The organism is Sphingomonas sp. CCH10-B3 (assembly GCF_001556185.1).
Classification (GTDB): Bacteria; Pseudomonadota; Alphaproteobacteria; order Sphingomonadales; family Sphingomonadaceae; genus Sphingomonas; species Sphingomonas aquatica.
The window spans coordinates 1-15,267 of record NZ_LSIJ01000092.1 but is presented as its reverse complement, the minus strand read 5'-3'; the positions used below and the strand labels follow the sequence as shown (position 1 = coordinate 15,267).

The 15,267-nt window shown below is 66.1% G+C and carries 16 protein-coding genes and 1 other RNA gene; 5 read left to right on the top strand and 12 right to left on the bottom strand.

The window, feature by feature from the left end:
- Positions 1-66: 66 nt before the first annotated feature.
- The 4 genes from AX672_RS14530 to AX672_RS14515 all read right to left on the bottom strand — a co-directional run bounded on the left by AX672_RS14530 (position 67) and on the right by AX672_RS14515 (position 4,259).
- A complete protein-coding gene (locus tag AX672_RS14530; protein WP_066652368.1) occupies positions 67-495 on the bottom strand; it encodes a chemotaxis protein CheW in 429 nt (142 codons plus the stop codon).
- On the bottom strand, positions 495-2,846 hold the full coding sequence (locus AX672_RS14525; protein ID WP_066652367.1) for a chemotaxis protein CheA: 2,352 nt from the start codon (positions 2,844-2,846) through the stop codon (positions 495-497). Before AX672_RS14525 ends, AX672_RS14530 begins: the two co-directional genes overlap by 1 nt.
- A gap of 262 nt (positions 2,847-3,108) precedes the next feature.
- Entirely contained in the window at positions 3,109-3,753 is a 645-nt protein-coding gene (locus tag AX672_RS14520) for a histidine phosphotransferase family protein (protein WP_066652366.1), read from the bottom strand.
- Positions 3,750-4,259: a Mov34/MPN/PAD-1 family protein gene (locus AX672_RS14515; RefSeq protein WP_231731375.1), complete on the bottom strand. Its 510-nt coding sequence runs from the start codon at positions 4,257-4,259 to the stop codon at positions 3,750-3,752. The genes AX672_RS14520 and AX672_RS14515 overlap by 4 nt, the downstream gene beginning before the upstream one ends.
- Positions 4,260-4,271: 12 nt before the next feature.
- On the opposite strand from AX672_RS14515, the gene AX672_RS14510 reads away from it, so the two are divergent.
- The 3 genes from AX672_RS14510 (at position 4,272) to mtgA (ending at position 6,931) form a co-directional block, all read left to right on the top strand.
- Positions 4,272-5,222 carry an RluA family pseudouridine synthase gene (locus tag AX672_RS14510; RefSeq protein ID WP_066652364.1) on the top strand — a complete coding sequence of 317 codons (951 nt, stop codon included), beginning with the start codon at positions 4,272-4,274 and terminating at the stop codon, positions 5,220-5,222.
- Positions 5,223-5,291: 69 nt separating this feature from the next.
- Positions 5,292-6,194: an RNA polymerase sigma factor RpoH gene (rpoH, locus tag AX672_RS14505; RefSeq protein WP_066652362.1), complete on the top strand. Its 903-nt coding sequence runs from the start codon at positions 5,292-5,294 to the stop codon at positions 6,192-6,194.
- Positions 6,195-6,256: 62 nt separating this feature from the next.
- Positions 6,257-6,931, top strand: coding sequence for a monofunctional biosynthetic peptidoglycan transglycosylase (mtgA, locus tag AX672_RS14500; protein ID WP_066652577.1), 675 nt, complete (start codon positions 6,257-6,259; stop codon positions 6,929-6,931).
- 70 nt (positions 6,932-7,001) lie between these two features.
- Here mtgA and AX672_RS14495 read toward each other — a convergent pair whose 3' ends face one another.
- The 6 genes from AX672_RS14495 to AX672_RS14470 form a co-directional block, all read right to left on the bottom strand.
- Positions 7,002-7,325 (bottom strand): YbaB/EbfC family nucleoid-associated protein, encoded by a 324-nt coding sequence (locus AX672_RS14495; RefSeq protein ID WP_066652359.1) that lies wholly within the window; start codon positions 7,323-7,325, stop codon positions 7,002-7,004.
- Positions 7,322-8,983 (bottom strand): DNA polymerase III subunit gamma/tau, encoded by a 1,662-nt coding sequence (locus tag AX672_RS14490; protein WP_066652357.1) that lies wholly within the window; start codon positions 8,981-8,983, stop codon positions 7,322-7,324. The genes AX672_RS14495 and AX672_RS14490 overlap by 4 nt, the downstream gene beginning before the upstream one ends.
- A gap of 156 nt (positions 8,984-9,139) precedes the next feature.
- An RNA gene (ffs, locus tag AX672_RS14485) (signal recognition particle sRNA small type) lies at positions 9,140-9,236 on the bottom strand.
- 74 nt (positions 9,237-9,310) lie between these two features.
- On the bottom strand, positions 9,311-9,643 hold the full coding sequence (locus AX672_RS14480; RefSeq protein ID WP_066652355.1) for a 2Fe-2S iron-sulfur cluster-binding protein: 333 nt from the start codon (positions 9,641-9,643) through the stop codon (positions 9,311-9,313).
- On the bottom strand, positions 9,640-10,728 hold the full coding sequence (locus tag AX672_RS14475) for a cysteine desulfurase family protein (RefSeq protein WP_066652354.1): 1,089 nt from the start codon (positions 10,726-10,728) through the stop codon (positions 9,640-9,642). The genes AX672_RS14480 and AX672_RS14475 overlap by 4 nt, the downstream gene beginning before the upstream one ends.
- The gene (locus tag AX672_RS14470; protein WP_168727496.1) at positions 10,725-11,816 is read right to left on the bottom strand and encodes a cysteine desulfurase family protein; all 1,092 of its coding nucleotides are present in this window, start codon (positions 11,814-11,816) and stop codon (positions 10,725-10,727) included. Before AX672_RS14470 ends, AX672_RS14475 begins: the two co-directional genes overlap by 4 nt.
- Before the next feature lie 107 nt (positions 11,817-11,923).
- On the opposite strand from AX672_RS14470, the gene AX672_RS14465 reads away from it, so the two are divergent.
- Positions 11,924-12,580 (top strand): alpha/beta hydrolase, encoded by a 657-nt coding sequence (locus tag AX672_RS14465; RefSeq protein ID WP_066652352.1) that lies wholly within the window; start codon positions 11,924-11,926, stop codon positions 12,578-12,580.
- 124 nt (positions 12,581-12,704) lie between these two features.
- Here the strand turns inward: AX672_RS14465 and AX672_RS14460 are convergent, their stop codons facing one another.
- Together AX672_RS14460 and AX672_RS14455 are read right to left on the bottom strand one after the other, a co-directional pair.
- On the bottom strand, positions 12,705-12,884 hold the full coding sequence (locus tag AX672_RS14460) for a hypothetical protein (protein WP_066652350.1): 180 nt from the start codon (positions 12,882-12,884) through the stop codon (positions 12,705-12,707).
- Positions 12,881-13,849, bottom strand: a complete 969-nt coding sequence (locus AX672_RS14455) for a threonine ammonia-lyase (RefSeq protein ID WP_066652348.1) — start codon at positions 13,847-13,849, stop codon at positions 12,881-12,883. Before AX672_RS14455 ends, AX672_RS14460 begins: the two co-directional genes overlap by 4 nt.
- Positions 13,850-13,990: 141 nt before the next feature.
- Between AX672_RS14455 and AX672_RS14450 the strand changes: the two genes are divergently transcribed.
- A complete protein-coding gene (locus AX672_RS14450; RefSeq protein ID WP_082730570.1) occupies positions 13,991-15,211 on the top strand; it encodes a decarboxylase in 1,221 nt (406 codons plus the stop codon).
- Positions 15,212-15,267: the final 56 nt, after the last annotated feature.

Below are 15,267 nucleotides of genomic sequence, written 5' to 3'. Positions count from 1 at the left end.
GGCACCCCGTTGAAATATCATGACATCAATGCCGTAAAAGCATGATCATAGCGTTAATCCTGCGCGTTATTCCGCGACCAGTTGACCCGGAATGAGTGACCGGAGATCGATGGCGAGCACCGCGTCGCCATCGCGTTCGACCACACCGCATGCCAATCGCGCCCAGCCGCCGTCGAGCGCGACGCCAGCCGCAAAAGGCAGCGTTGCGAACGGCGCGACATCCTCGAGCGAATCGACCAGCACCGCATAATGATGCCCGTCGACCAGCGTGATCACGGCGCGCGCGGTCGGCAGATCGGAAGTAGGCAGGCCGAGCGCGGCGCACGTATCGATTACCGTAACCACGCGGCTGCGCAGTGCCGCCAGCCCGCGCACTTCGCGTCCGGCGCGCGGCACCGGGATGATCTCACCGATGTCGACCACTGAATCGACCTGGTTCGAATCGATGGCGACCGTGCGACCGGCAATGCGGGCGATGAGAAAAAGGTCCGCCATCAACCTGCCCTTGCACAGCGCGCGCTGAGCGCCTCGAGCAGCGCGGCGCGATCGTATCGATAGATGCTGTCACCGTCGCCCGATACTTCGCGGCGGAGCCGGACCACGGGCGCGCCCGCTGCAGGAAGCGCATGATCCTCGGCCATCGCGAGGACAGCCGCCACCGGTTGATCCGGGTCCGGCGAGGTGACGACGCGATAGCCCGATGCTTCGAGCACGGGCCGCAGAAACGCGTCCATCCAGCCCAGTTCCGCCCCCGCCAGCAGACACAGCGGCGGCTCGGCGCGCATGTGCTTGCCGGGATCGGCGCAGGCCGAGAAAATCCAGTGCATGTCGAGCACTTCGACCTGATCGCCGTCGATCGAGGTGACCCCGGCAACCAGCGCTGGCTTGTCCGCCGGCATCACCTCATGGTCGAGCGCAACGATGTCGATTGCCTCGGCGATGACATAGCCGATTTCGCTGCGTCCGTCGGCCATGCGCAGCACGCTCACTTCGGGACGGTCGAAAATCTGATGCACGGCATCATCCGCCAGCACGGTCGCGAGCGGGACGATGGCATCGCCGACCGATAGCCGTAGCTTGCCCGCCGAGAAGCGGATCGCGTCTGCCTGCACCGGCTCGACACGGTCGATGGCAGCGAGCCGAGCAACCCGGCGCACGCCATCCAGATCGACAAACAGCAATGCCGAGTCGGCGACCTTGACCGGCGCGACGTCCGCGACCGGATCCTCAACCACGGCCGCACGGCCGAATTGCAGGCCCGCCGCCGTCGCAATGCCCGCGCAATCGAGCAGCAGCATCGGCCGGCCGCTGTCAGGCAACGTCTGCCCGGCGTAAAGGCCGGTCGCCATCACTGCTGGCGGGGCGGGCTTGATGACGAGCTCTTCGGTATCGAGCACTTCTTCGACGGCGAGCGCATAGCTGCCGCCGGCAACGCTCACGATCGCCAGCAATTGCGGCTGCGGCATGGCCTCGCTCATGCCGAGCGTGGCGCACAGAAACACGAGCGGCAGGCGGCGATCGCGGACATTGGCGATCGGCGTGTCGCCCAGCATGTCGACGCGCACGGCATCGCCGCGCACGGTCACGATTTCCTCGATCGACTGGCGCGAGATCGCGAACCGCTGCCCGTGGGCGCCGACCACGATCGTCGAGATGATCGACAGCGTCAGCGGCACGTGGATGGCGATCACCAGCCCCTTGCCCGGTGTGTTGCTGAGCGCGATCCGGCCGCCGATCTGCTCGATGTTGGCGCGGACCACGTCCATGCCGACACCGCGCCCCGAAATCGCGGTCACTTCGGTCTTGGTGGTGACGCCGGGTTCAAAAATCAGATCGAGCTTGGCGGTTTCCGACAAGGCCCGCAGCTGCGCCTCGCTGCGATCGCCATTGGCGGCGATCTTGCGGATCAGCCGGTCGACGTCGATCCCGCGCCCGTCATCGGCAATTTCGATGATGATCTGATTGCCCGATTGGCGCGCGGCCACTACCAGACGCCCCGTCTCGCGCTTGCCTGCGGCAATCCGTTCGGCGGCAGATTCGATGCCGTGATCGACGGCATTGCGAATGATGTGGACAAGCGGGTCGCGCATCATCTCGATCATCTCGCGGTCGAGTTCGACATCGGCACCTTCGACCGTCAGCGACACGGCCTTGCCGAGCTCTGCCGCGGTATCGCGGACCATCCGCGGCAATGCCGAGAACAGCGCATCGATCTTCTGCATCCGCGTCCGGGTGACGGTATCGCGCATTTCCGCGACCGTCAGCGAAAGCCGTTCGAGTGCCGATTCGATCGTCGGGTCGATCGCTTCGTCACGCAACCGCCGCGCGAGTTCGTTGCGGGCAAGCACCATGTCGGACATGCCGCTCATCATCCGGTCGAGCAGGTCGACGTTCAGACGAACCGAACGGCTTGCGCTGCGCCCTGCCTGGCTGCCGGATGCGGCAACCGCCTCGACGCCCGCGACCGCGGATGAATTTGCCCCCTCGGCCAGCGCCGCGATCAGCAGATCTTCGCCCGAATCGTCGAGCGCGGTGCCGACATCGATTGCTTCGATGATTTCGCCGATGCGGTCGACGATCGCGAGCACGGCATTGACCAGTGCCGTGTCGGGCACACGATCACCGCTGCGTACCGCCGCCAGCACGTCTTCGGCGGCATGGCTCAACCGGCTGAGGCGCGGCAGGTCGAGGAATCCGCAGCTCCCCTTCACGGTGTGCACGAAGCGGAAGATCGCATCCAGCCGCTGACGGTCCGACGGATCGGCTTCCCACATCACGATCTCGCCCGACAACGCCTCGAGCGTTTCGCGCGTTTCGGCGATGAATTCCTGCAGCAGATCGTCCATGGGGCTCCACCTAATCGTGGCGACCATGCCGTCCGAACGGTTAAGGCCGCGTTAGCCCGAGCGCGACCGCGCCACCCAAATGCCCGATTAGCCAAGCGCATTTCCGGCGCGACCGGGGGAACACCCCTCGACGCACCATGTTGGGGGGGGGTAAAGTGACTGGTTATGACGATTCACCCGACCGCGCTGATCGATCCCGCTGCCCGGATCGGCGGCAATGTGGCAGTCGAGACACTGCCGACCGACGATGCCGTGGAACCCCCTACCCCAGCTTGAATGCCACCCCGAACAGCAGCACTTCGGCATCGGGGGCCGAAACCTGCAGCGTCCCGCCATTCTCGGCGACGAGCGCATGGACGAGGAAGGCAGCGGCGGCGCGCGGGGTGATGACAGCGTCGGCGCTCGTCCCCTCCAGCGCGCGGCGCAATTCGGCGTCGAGCACGATCCGCGGCCCGTCGCCGCGCACGACAATCTCGACCATGTTGCCGCGTGTCTCAGCCCCAATATCGAGCTGCCCGCCACGGACCAGCGCATCGCCCGCGATCAGCGCGAGATTGAGCAGCACCTTGATCGCCGGCTTGGGCAGGACGGCGTCCTCGACAAGCCAGCCGAGCTTGACGCGGTGATTGTCGCCGAACAGCCCTTCGATCGCCGCGCGTGCCTCGCGCGAATCGATCGTCTCCCCAAATCCGCCCGCCGCACCGAACGCAAGCCGGAAGAATTTGAGCTTGTTGGCCGATGCGCGCGCGCTTTCGCTCAGTAGCTCTAGGCAGCGCGCGCGCATTTCGGGGTCGGTCTCGTCGGCGAGCAGCTCAAGCCCGTTGTTGAGCGCGCCGACCGGGCTGAGCAGATCGTGGCACAGGCGCGAGCACAGCAGGCTGGCAAAATCGACCGGGCTAATCGTCAAACATCGTCTCCATCATGGCGACCGTTGCGCACACCCATGTCGCCTACCCCTTCGGATGCCTGCTTGCCAACCACCAACTCGAACGCGAGCCTGTCGAACCGACCGTGGAGGGCGCCGCCAGCGACGGCCCTGAACAGCAACACCTCATCGACTGTCGCGATCAGCCAGAATTTCCCGTCCGGGGCGGCTCCGGCGGCATCGGTGACCGACGGCATGGCGTCACCCGACGGGTGCGTGTGATAATAGCCGAGCAGCGCCATCCCCTGCCCCGAGCGCGCCGCCCGGTGCGCTGCCAGCAGTGCGCGGGGGTCGATCTCAAAGGTCGTAAACGGATCGCCGGCGACATTGGTCGCTGGTTCGGCGCGCAAAATGTCGCATCCGTGGCCCCATAACAGGCCGCACTTCTCGTCGACCCGGTCAGGCGCTTCCGCGCGGCCCGATCGCTCGCCCGCCGCGCACATCAGTTCGGCGATCAGGGCGCTTGATATCCGGGGCACCGCATCCATATCAGCGCGACAATGGACCGTGGGGGCGAAATCATTCAAGTGCGGATCGGTGGCGGCGCATCGGGCCTCCGTCTTGACCGTGCGCTTGCTGAGATGGTGCCGCAACTCTCGCGCGAGCGCGTCAAGGCGCTGATCGCGAGCGGCCAGGTCGCCGACGCCAGCGGGCGGACGATGATCGATCCGGCGAAGAAGGCGCTCGACGGGCAGGCGTTCAGCGTCGCGCTGCCCCCGCCCGCGCCGCTGGGCAACGAAGCCCAGCCGATCGCGCTCAGCATTGCCTATGAGGATGCGCATCTGATCGTGGTCGACAAGCCGGCCGGGCTGGTCGTGCATCCGGCGGCGGGAAATCCCGACGGCACGCTGGTCAATGCGCTGCTCCACCACTGCGCGGGGCAATTGTCCGGGATCGGCGGAGTCGCGCGGCCGGGGATTGTCCACCGCATCGACAAGGACACGTCGGGCCTGATCGTCGCCGCCAAGTCGGACGTGGCGCATGAGGGGCTCGCGCGCCAGTTCGCGGCGCATTCGATCGACCGGCGTTACCGTGCGATCGTCACCGGGCGACTCAACCCGGCTGACGGCAAGGTTGATGCGCCGATCGCGCGATCGCCCGCCAATCGCAAGAAGATGGCGATCGTGGCCGGGGGCAAGCGCGCGGTTACGCATTACCGCCAGCTGCGCGCGCTCCGCGACGCTGCGCTGGTCGAGTGCCGACTCGAAACGGGACGGACGCATCAGGTGCGCGTGCATATGGCCTCGATCGGCCATCCGCTGCTCGGCGACCCGGTTTATTCAAAAGTTGCGGGTACGCAGCGGCGATTGCTGGAAACGATCAATTTCCGGCGGCAAGCCTTGCACGCCGCGCGTTTGGGGTTCATTCATCCAGTAACAAGTATCGCTTTGTCGTTCGAAAGCGAAATGCCTGCGGATATGCAGGAACTTTTGGATACACTCGGTGACTAAGCAGACGAGCATGCAGCGCGGCCTTCTGTCGTGCCTGACCCCTCGTCCGACAAGAAAGGGTTTCTGATCATGGCAGGCGGCAGCAACGTCCCGGCGACGATTCCGGCACTCGGTGGTGAGGCTAGCCTCAACCGCTATCTCGCGGAGATCAAGAAATTCCCGATCCTGTCGGCCGAGCAGGAATATATGCTCGCCAAACGCTTCGAGGAGCATGGCGACACCGAAGCGGCGGCGCAGCTCGTGACTTCGCACCTCCGCCTCGTCGCCAAGATTGCGATGGGCTATCGCGGCTATGGCCTGCCGGTCAGCGAGCTGATCTCGGAAGGCAATATCGGCCTGATGCAGGGCGTGAAGAAGTTCGAGGCCGATCGCGGTTTCCGCCTCGCGACTTATGCGATGTGGTGGATCCGCGCGTCGATCCAGGAATTCATCCTGCGCAGCTGGTCGCTGGTGAAGATGGGCACGACCGCCGCGCAGAAGAAGCTGTTCTTCAATTTGCGCCGGATGAAGGCCAAGCTCGACGCGTTCGAGGACGGCGATCTGCGGCCCGAGGATCTGGCGAAGATCGCCAAGGATCTCGGCGTCACCGAGGCCGAGGTCGCGAGCATGAACCGGCGCATGGCGCTCGGCGGGGACACCAGCCTCAACGTGCCGATGCGCGAGGATGGCGAAGGCCAGTGGCAGGATTGGCTCGCCGACGATGCGCCGCTGCAGGATGCGGTGGTGGCCGATGCGCAGGAAGCCGATGTGCGTCACGCAATGCTGGTGTCGGCGATGGAAAGCCTGAACGAGCGCGAGAAGCACATCCTGACCGAACGCCGCCTGACCGATGATCCCAAGACGCTCGAGGAACTGAGCCAGGTTTATGGCGTCAGCCGCGAGCGCGTGCGCCAGATCGAGGTCCGCGCGTTCGAAAAACTCCAGAAGGCCATGATGCGGCTTGCAGGCGATGGTCGGCTGCTGACGGCCTGATCGTTACGGCAGCGGACGGGGCTTGCAAGGCCCCGCCGCTTCGTGCGAGCCGGTACGGCATGATGGCGCGCATTCTTCGCTGGATATGCTGGTCGATCGCCGGCTTCGTCGTGATTTCGGTGCTGTGGGTCGGCCTCTATCGCTTCGTGGCGCCGCCGATCACCTTCACGATGATCGGCGACGCAATCAGTGGCCATGGCATCGAAAAGCGCTGGGTCCCGCTGTCACGGATCGACCCCAATATGGCGCGGGCGGCAATCGCGGGCGAGGATGCCCGCTTCTGCCTGCACAACGGCTTCGATTATGAAGCGATCATCAAGGCCTATGCCCGCACGCAGCGCGACGGTCGCCTGCGCGGCGGATCGACGATCAGCCAGCAGACCGCCAAGAATGCATTTCTTTTCCAGGGCGGCGGCTTTGTCCGCAAGGGGTTTGAAGCCTGGTTCACCGTCCTGATCGAAGCGCTTTGGGGCAAGCGCCGGATCATGGAGGTCTATCTCAACATCGCCGAAACCGGCATCGGCACTTATGGCGTGGATGCAGCAGCGCGGCGCTATTTCGGCCATGATGCAACCCATTTGACGCCGGCCGAGGCTGGGCGGATCGCCGCAGTACTGCCGCTACCCAAGAAGCGTGCAGCGATCGCCCCGCGTGGTTTCACGCGTCGGCACGGCAATGCGATCACGCGCCGTGCCGGGGTGGTGCGCAACGACGGGCTCGATGCCTGTCTGCGCTAGACCGATCGAACGTTGGCTGATCGCGTAGGCCGCATCCGCGCGCGCGTCGACTTGACGCGAACGTTCGGTATCAGAACGGCAGCTTGAAACCGGGCGGTAGCGGCAGGCCGCTCGTCATCTTGGCCATTTCCGCGCTTGATGCTGCATCCGCTTTGGTGCGGGCATCATTGATCGCGGCTGCAACCAGATCCTCGACCATCTGCTTCTCCGCCGGCGCCAGCAGCGACGGGTCGATATCGACCGCAATGATCCGGCCCTTCGCCGACGCGCGCACCTTGACGAGCCCACCGCCGGCCACGCCCTCGACTTCGATCGTGTCGAGATTGGCCTGCGCCTTGGCCAGTTCGGCCTGGACGTTCTGGGCCATGGCCAGCATGTCTTCGATGCCCTTCATGCTTCACTCCGTTTGTTGAATTCCCAGCCCGTGATTTCGGCATCAGGAAAGGCTTGCAAGGCTGCCGCGACGACCGGTGCGCGCTTGACGCTTTCGAGTTCGTCCGCGCGCGCTGCCGCTTCGGTCTCGCGGAAGGTCGGCGCGCCGGGAGCCTCATCAAGCCCGACCCGCCACACATCCCCGGTCAGGTCGCGCAAGGCATCGGCAAGCTCGCGCACCAGTTCGGATGGCACTGGCCTCGACGCGCTCAACACGATGTTGCCGGGTTCGAACCGCACGAGGCGAGCGGTAAACCGCAGCTTTTCGGCCAAGCCGACCTTGCGGGCGTCGTCGAGCAACGCCAGCACCGCGTCGAAACTCTGCGGCGCGGGTCGCGTGGCCTGCGGTTCGGCGGGGGCCGCCGACGGTGCCAGGGATGCCGGCGTGGCGGCGGGCGTAGCGCCTTCGCCGGACGACAGCTGCCGCACGAGCTGGCCCGGATCGGGCAGGCTCGCGGCATAGATCACCCGCAACAGCGCCATCTCGGTTGCCTCGATCGGCATGGCCGCGCGCGCGACTTCGTCATGGCCCTTGAGCAGCAGCTGCCAAAGCCGGTGCAATGCGGCAAAGGACAACGTCGCTGCCCAATCCGCGACGGCAGTACGTTCCTCGACCGATTGCGCGGCGTCAGCGGGCGTCCCGAGCTTCGCCAGCGTCACACCGTGCACGGTCTCAAGCAATGCCCGCAGGATTGCGAGCGGATCGACTCCCAAATCATATTGTCGCCGGAGCGCGGCAAGTGTGCCCGGACCGTCCCCCGCCACCAACAGGGCAAAGAGCGCGCGGGTGGCGCCACGATCCGACAGGCCGAGCATGTCACGCACGGCCTCCGCGCTGACCCCGCCTCCAGCCATGCCGGCATGCGCGATTGCCTGGTCGAGAATCGACAGCCCATCGCGTGCGCTGCCTTCCGCTGCGCGGGCAATCAGCGCCAGCGCTTCGGGTTCGGCCTCGACGCCCTCAAGACGGCACACTTCTGCAAAATGCGCGGCCAGCTTGTCGGCGCCGATCCGGCGCAGATCGAACCGCTGGCAGCGCGACAGCACGGTGACCGGCACCTTGTCGACTTCGGTCGTCGCGAGCAGGAATTTCACATGCGGCGGCGGTTCTTCAAGTGTCTTGAGCAGCGCATTGAACGCCGGCTTCGACATCATGTGGACTTCGTCGATGATGTACATCTTGTAACGCGCCGATACCGCCGCGTAGCGCACAGCCTCGGTCATCTCGCGGACATTGTCGACACCGTTGTTCGAGGCGGCGTCGATTTCGATGACATCGATGTGACGGCCTTCGGCAATCGCGCGGCACGGTTCGCACACCCCGCAAGGGTCGATGGTCGGCCCACCCTGCCCGTCAGGTCCCACACAATTGAGTGCCTTTGCGATCAGCCGCGCCGTCGAGGTCTTGCCGACGCCCCGCACGCCGGTGAGCAGGAAGGCATGCGCCAGCCGCCCACGCTTGATCGCGTTGCCGAGTGTCGTGACCATGGCGTCCTGCCCGATCAGCGCGCTGAAATTCTGCGGCCGGTATTTCCGGGCGAGCACGCGATAGGCTTCTTGCCGCACCGGCTGGGGCGGCTCGCCGAGATCGAAGGATGGCAGGTTGGAGGAGTCGGACATTGCCCGCTATCTAGGCATGTCGGCGACCGATGTCGAAGGGGGTGTTGGTGGGTTGGCTGGGCGCCGCGGCAAAGCCGCGTCGTCGGACGGGACCTTTGGCCCGCCGGCCGCGCTGGCGCGTCTTGTGGGCAGCTTTGCTGCGCACATGCGCGCTGCGCGGTGGGAGCCGGAACGACCCGCAGCGAAAATCGTTGTGGCTGCTTCCTTCCGGACCTGACCAGGTTGGCGACGGCTACGTCCGCCCGACTCCCGCGCTGCATATGGGCGAGTCGAGCGTTACGATCAAGTTACTGTCCAACATCGACCCCGCGATCACCGCCTGAGCGATCAGCGCCCCTGCATGTTTCGCGTTTCCGCGGGGATGCGCACCGTCAGCCCGTCAAGCGTCTCGTCAAGCCAGATCTGGCAGGCCAGCCGGCTGGTGCGGGTGGCGCCGGCAGCGAGGTCGAGCATATCCTCTTCCTCCTCGCGCGCGGGCTTCAGCCGGGCAAAATCATCGGCAGCGACGATGACATGGCAGGTGGAACAGGCCATCTGCCCTTCGCACGTCCCTTCGAGCGGCTGGCCATCGGCTTGCGCGACGTCGAGCAAACGGTCGCCCGGCTGCGCCGCCACTTCGCGCACGGTGCCGTCGACTCCGATGAAGTGCACACGGATCACGCCAACACCTGTTGGACATCGGCGGCGGCAGTGATGCGGTCGATGGCGGTGATCAAATCGTCCTCATGCGTGTAACGCCCAAAACCGATGCGGATGCTCGACCGCGCCTGCGCTTCGGTCAAGCCCAGCGCGCGCAGGACGTGACTCGAACGGCCCGAGCCACTGGCACAGGCCGACCCCGCCGAAAAGGCGATGTCGCGACAGTCGCTCATCAGCCGGGCGACGTCGAGCCCGTCGCGGCGGATGTTGAGATTGCCGCGGTAGCGGTGGTCGATCGCGCCATTGATCGTCCAGCCCGCACCGAACCGGTCGATGGCAAGTTTCCAAAGCCGCGCGGCATAGGCCGCATCTTCGGACTGCCGCGCGGCCATCAATGCTGCGGCGCGACCGAACCCGGCACAAAGCGCGGGCGACAGCGTGCCCGATCGCCCGCCTTCCTGATTGCCGCCATGCAGCAGCGGCGCGAGCGTTACGCCGTCACGGATCCACAGCGCCCCGATGCCCTTGGGGCCGTGAATCTTGTGTGCGGACAGCGCGATCAGGTCGCAGCCTTCGGGAATCGGCACCCGCCCATAGCCCTGCACGGCATCGCACAGCATCAGCGCACCAGCCGAATGCGCATGCGCGGCGAGTGCGGCGATTGGCTGAATCACGCCGATCTCGTTGTTGACGAGCATTGCCGCCACCAGCCCGACGCCGGGCGAAATCGCAGCGCGCGCCGCGTCCATGTCGACCAGCCCGTCGCCGCCGACCGGCAGCATGGCCACCGCGCGCCCCGCCCGCCCCTCAGCCTCGACGGTGTCGAGCACGGCGGCATGCTCGGTCGCGATCGTGACGATGCCGCCCGTCGTCCCCTTGATCGCCCAGTTGAGCGCCTCGGTCGCGCCGCTGGTGAAGACCACACGGCCGCCGGGCGGCAGCAGCGCCGCGACCTGCGCGCGCGCGACCTCGACGGCTGCCTTCGCTGCCCTGCCCGGCGCGTGCGACGAATGCGGATTGGCGTGCTGGTCGCGCAGCCACGGCAACATCGCGTCGAGCGCTTCGGGTGCGAGCGGCGTCGTCGCCTGATAGTCGAGGTAGATCATGCTGCCCGCCTTGCCGCGTCGTGGGCGACTTCGAGCCAGGCTTCGCGGAAGGCGTCGATCTCGGCGGGCGTGGTGTTCCAGCCGAAGCTGACGCGGATCGTGCGCGACGCGGTATCCTCGTCGACGCCGAACGCTTCGAGCGCGCGGCTGCGCTTGAGCGTGCCGGAAGAGCAGGCGCTGCCGGCGGAAACGGCGAACCCCATGGCGTCGAAGCGGATCAACTGCGCGGCGGCGGAGAGGTGCGGCATGGCGATCGCGTAGATGTGCGCGCACTGCACGCCGGGGCTCACGACTTCGCCGACGCGCCAGATCGCGTTCTTGAAATCGAGGCGCTGCTCGGCACTCGTTGGCCAGTCATCAACCGATCCGGCTTCGAGCGCGGCGGCAAAGCCAAGGATGCCGGGCAGATTCTCGGTGCCCATCCGATAGCCGAACTCGTGCCCGCCGACCGGCTCCAGCGTTGCCAGATCACGCACCAGCAACGCACCGACACCCGGCGGCCCGCCGAGCTTGTGCGCCGACACGACGATCATGTCGGCATCGGGCAACGCGCCCTTCCCGGCCAATTGCGCACAGTCGCTCAGCAAGATGCTTCCCGCTTCGCGCACCAAAGCGATCGCAGGCGGCGCGCCATAGGGGGTCAGCGCCGTGCCGGTCTCCGAATTGATCGACTGGATCGCGACGATCGCCCTGCCGGGCTTGGCGAGATAGCGCGCCAGAAAGTCTGCGTCGGGCTCGCCCTTCGCGGTGTCGTCCCGACCGAGGACAGGCAGCACCTCCGCCCCCGGTGCTGCGCGGAAAACCGCTTCATGCTCCACCGCGCTGACGATCCGGCGTTCCACTTTCGACCGGTTCAGCGCGATCCACAGCGCTTCGCTCGCACCGCTGGTGAAGATCAGTTCGCCGGTCCAGCCGAGCGCTGCCTTGATCCGCGCCCGCGCTTCCTCAAGTGCCGCCCGCGCCGCGCGACCCTCGGCATGGGGCGACGACGGGTTCGCCCAGCGCGCCATCGCTTCGGCCACCGCCGCGATTGCCTGGGCGCGCATCGGCGTGGTCGCGGCGTGATCGAGGTAGATGCGCTTTTCCACGCGCGCACCCCTAGCCCGCCAGAATGATTGCGCCAAGCGACCCAGTTCCTATATAGCCGCGCATCCCGCGCGCCATGTGCGCCTTTGCATTCACGTCAGCAGGTACCATGCCCGAAGTGATTTTCCCCGGCCCCGACGGCCGTCTCGAAGGCCGTTTCGCGCCGCCGCCGCGCCCGCGCGCGCCGGTCGCGATGATCCTGCACCCGCACCCGAGTTCGGGCGGCACGATGAACAACCGCATCGTGCAGGAGCTTTACCGGACTTTCCAGCGGCGCGGGTTCGCGACGCTGCGCTTCAACTTCCGCGGCGTCGGCAAGAGCCAGGGCACTTTCGACAATGGCGTCGGCGAGCTGTCGGACGCGGCGAGCGCGCTCGACTGGGTGCAGAGCATCCACCCCGAAGCCTCGACCACCTGGATCGCGGGCGTCAGCTTCGGCGCGTGGATCGGGATGCAGCTGCTGATGCGCCGCCCGGAGATTCGCGGCTTCATCTCGATCGCGCCGCCCGCCAACATGTACGACTTCACGTTCCTCGCGCCGTGCCCGTCGTCGGGCATCATCATCCAGGGCGATGGCGACGAAGTGGTGACGCCAAGCGCGGTGCAGAAGCTCGTCGACAAGCTGCGCACCCAGCGCCACATCACGATCCACCACGACGTGATCCCGCGCGCGAACCATTTTTTCCAGGAAGAAATGCCCGAGCTGATGCGCAGTGTCGATAACTATCTGGATATGCGGCTGGATCCGAATTCGCCGATTAAGTGAGGTTCGCCGAGCGGATTAGCGCAGCTAATCCGCGTCGCGCGGCGAACCACGGCCGGCGGGGCGCAGCCCCGACCGACGGCGGCGGCTTTGCCGACGCCCTTAGGAGTCGGCTTGGTACGGTGCGCTACATCGTCAAAACCAGCACATTCCCCACCAGCACTATCGCCATCACCAGTAGCAGCGTCCCCTTTCGCCGATCCCGCCCCTGGGCGATCATCAGGCCGCCGCCGATGGCGCAGGCGAAAGCGCCCAGCATCGTAAGCGCCAGCAACGCCCCCGCAGTGCCGCTGACCTGCGGAGTCATGCCGCTTCGCCCAGCACTTTGGCATAGGCCGCCAGATCGACATTGCCACCCGACAAAATCACCAACATCCCGTCGCATGCCGCAGTCTTGCCAGCGAGCAGCGCCGCCAGCGCCACCGCGCCACCTGGCTCCACTACCAGTTGCAGTCGGCTCGCCGCCCAGCGCTGCGCGGCGCGCACCTCGGCCTCGCTGACCGCCACCCCTTCCACCCCGCGCCGCGACAGCACATCGAACGTCAGCGGCGACACTTCAAGCGTCTGGAGCGAATCGCATGCGGTTGGCGGCGGATTGGGGCCGACTGGCTCGATCCACCCCGCCTCGAGCGATCGCCGCATATCGTCCCACCCTTCGGGCTCGACGACAGTGATCCGCGCCTCGGGCAGCGCGAGCGTGATGCCTGCTGCCAGCCCGCCGCCCCCGCACGGCACGACAACCGCCTGCGGCATGCCAAGCCCGAGCGCCTCCATCTGCGCCGCCGCCTCGATCGCGCAGCTGCCCTGCCCTTCGATCACCCACGAATCGTCGAAGCTCGGCACCAACACAGCCCCTCGCGCCGCCGCCAGAGAAGCGGCAATTTTCTCGCGCGATTCGGTCGCCCGGTCGTAAGTGACGATCTCAGCACCAAGCGCGAGCGTGCCGTCGCGCTTCGCGACCGGGGCATCGCTCGGCATCACGATTAGCGCGGGCATGCCGAGCTTCTTGGCGGCCCATGCGACGCCTTGCGCATGATTGCCTGACGAAAAGGCGACAACCCCGCAGGAGCGTTGTTCAGGCGCAATTGCGGTGAGCCGATGCCATGCGCCACGCAGCTTGAAGGCACCGATCGGCTGCAGGCATTCGGCCTTGAAAGCAACCTCTATCCCATTGATCGGATGCGTGAACATGGGTGAAAAGGGCACTACCCGCGCGACCTTGGCCGCAGCATCACGGACCCCTGCGCGGGTCGGTTGTCGCAAAATTGTCATAAAAACTTCGCGGAGCCCCCAGAAACTTATTTACACCTTAAGACTTCAACCCTACATGCGCCTTCCGCTGCCCCATGGGACTTCCAACCGCAAGGCAGCTTTTATCAACGTTTGCCTAACGGCACTTGGAGGTCCCTTGAGTTGCACAAGCATCATAGCGCGCTGGGGTTAGCTGGCACCCCGTTCGATTCCGCCATCGGAATTGCTCTCGCTCAGCGTCCGGTTCAGCCGGTAACGCTGGTTCGCCCCCACGCCGCTGCGCGTGCCGCCCGATTCTTCGTTGAGAAGTTTCCGGGGCGGTCGATGTATGCGGTGAAGGCAAATCCCTCGCCGGATCTGCTGAAGATCCTGTGGGACAGCGGCATCACCCATTACGACGTCGCCTCGATCGGCGAGGTCCGGCTGGTGGCGGCAACGCTGCCCGACGCGACCCTGTGCTTCATGCACCCGGTCAAGGCGCCCGAAGCGATTGCCGAGGCGTATCACACGCACGGCGTGCGGGTGTTCTCGCTCGACAGCCTCGAAGAGCTGGCGAAGATCATGGACGCGACCAATGACGCGACCGATCTGACGCTGTGTGTCCGGCTGCGCGTGTCGTCGGAGCATTCGAAGCTGAGCCTCGCGTCGAAGTTCGGGGCCGCTCCGGGCGAGACCAAGGAGCTGTTGTTCGCGGCCCGCCAGGCGGCGGACGCACTCGGCATCTGCTTCCATGTCGGTTCGCAGGCGATGACGCCGGAGGCCTATGCCAATGCGATCGAGCGTGTGCGCGCCGCGATTGTCGAGGCAGGCGTCACGGTCGACGTTGTCGATGTCGGCGGGGGCTTCCCTTCGTCCTATCCGGGCATGGAACCGCCGCCGCTCGAGCGTTACTTCGCGACGATCCACCGTGCGTTCGAAAGCCTCCCGATTTCCTATTCGGCGGAGCTTTGGGCCGAGCCGGGTCGCGCGCTGTGCGCTGAATACAGCTCGCTGATCGTGCGCGTCGAGCGTCGTCGCGGCGACGAGCTCTACATCAACGACGGTGCCTATGGCGCGTTGTTCGATGCCGCGCACCTCGGCTGGCAGTTCCCGGTGCGGCTGCTCCGTGAGCCCGATTCGAATGCGCGCGACATGGGCTTCAGCTTCTACGGCCCGACCTGCGACGACATGGATCACATGGCTGGACCGTTCATGCTCCCTGCCGACATCGGCGCGGGTGATTACATCGAAATCGGGATGCTTGGCGCGTATGGCGCGGCGATGCGGACCGGCTTCAATGGCTTCACCAATGGCGAGACGGTGATCGTCGACGACGAGCCGATGGTGTCGCTCTACGCCGCACCGGCACGTCGCGTCGCCGCCGGTAACGTCGTCACCCTGTAACACAAGCGTCGCAATGGTTCACTCTCTCCCCACCCGCTTGCGGGAGGGGCCGGGGG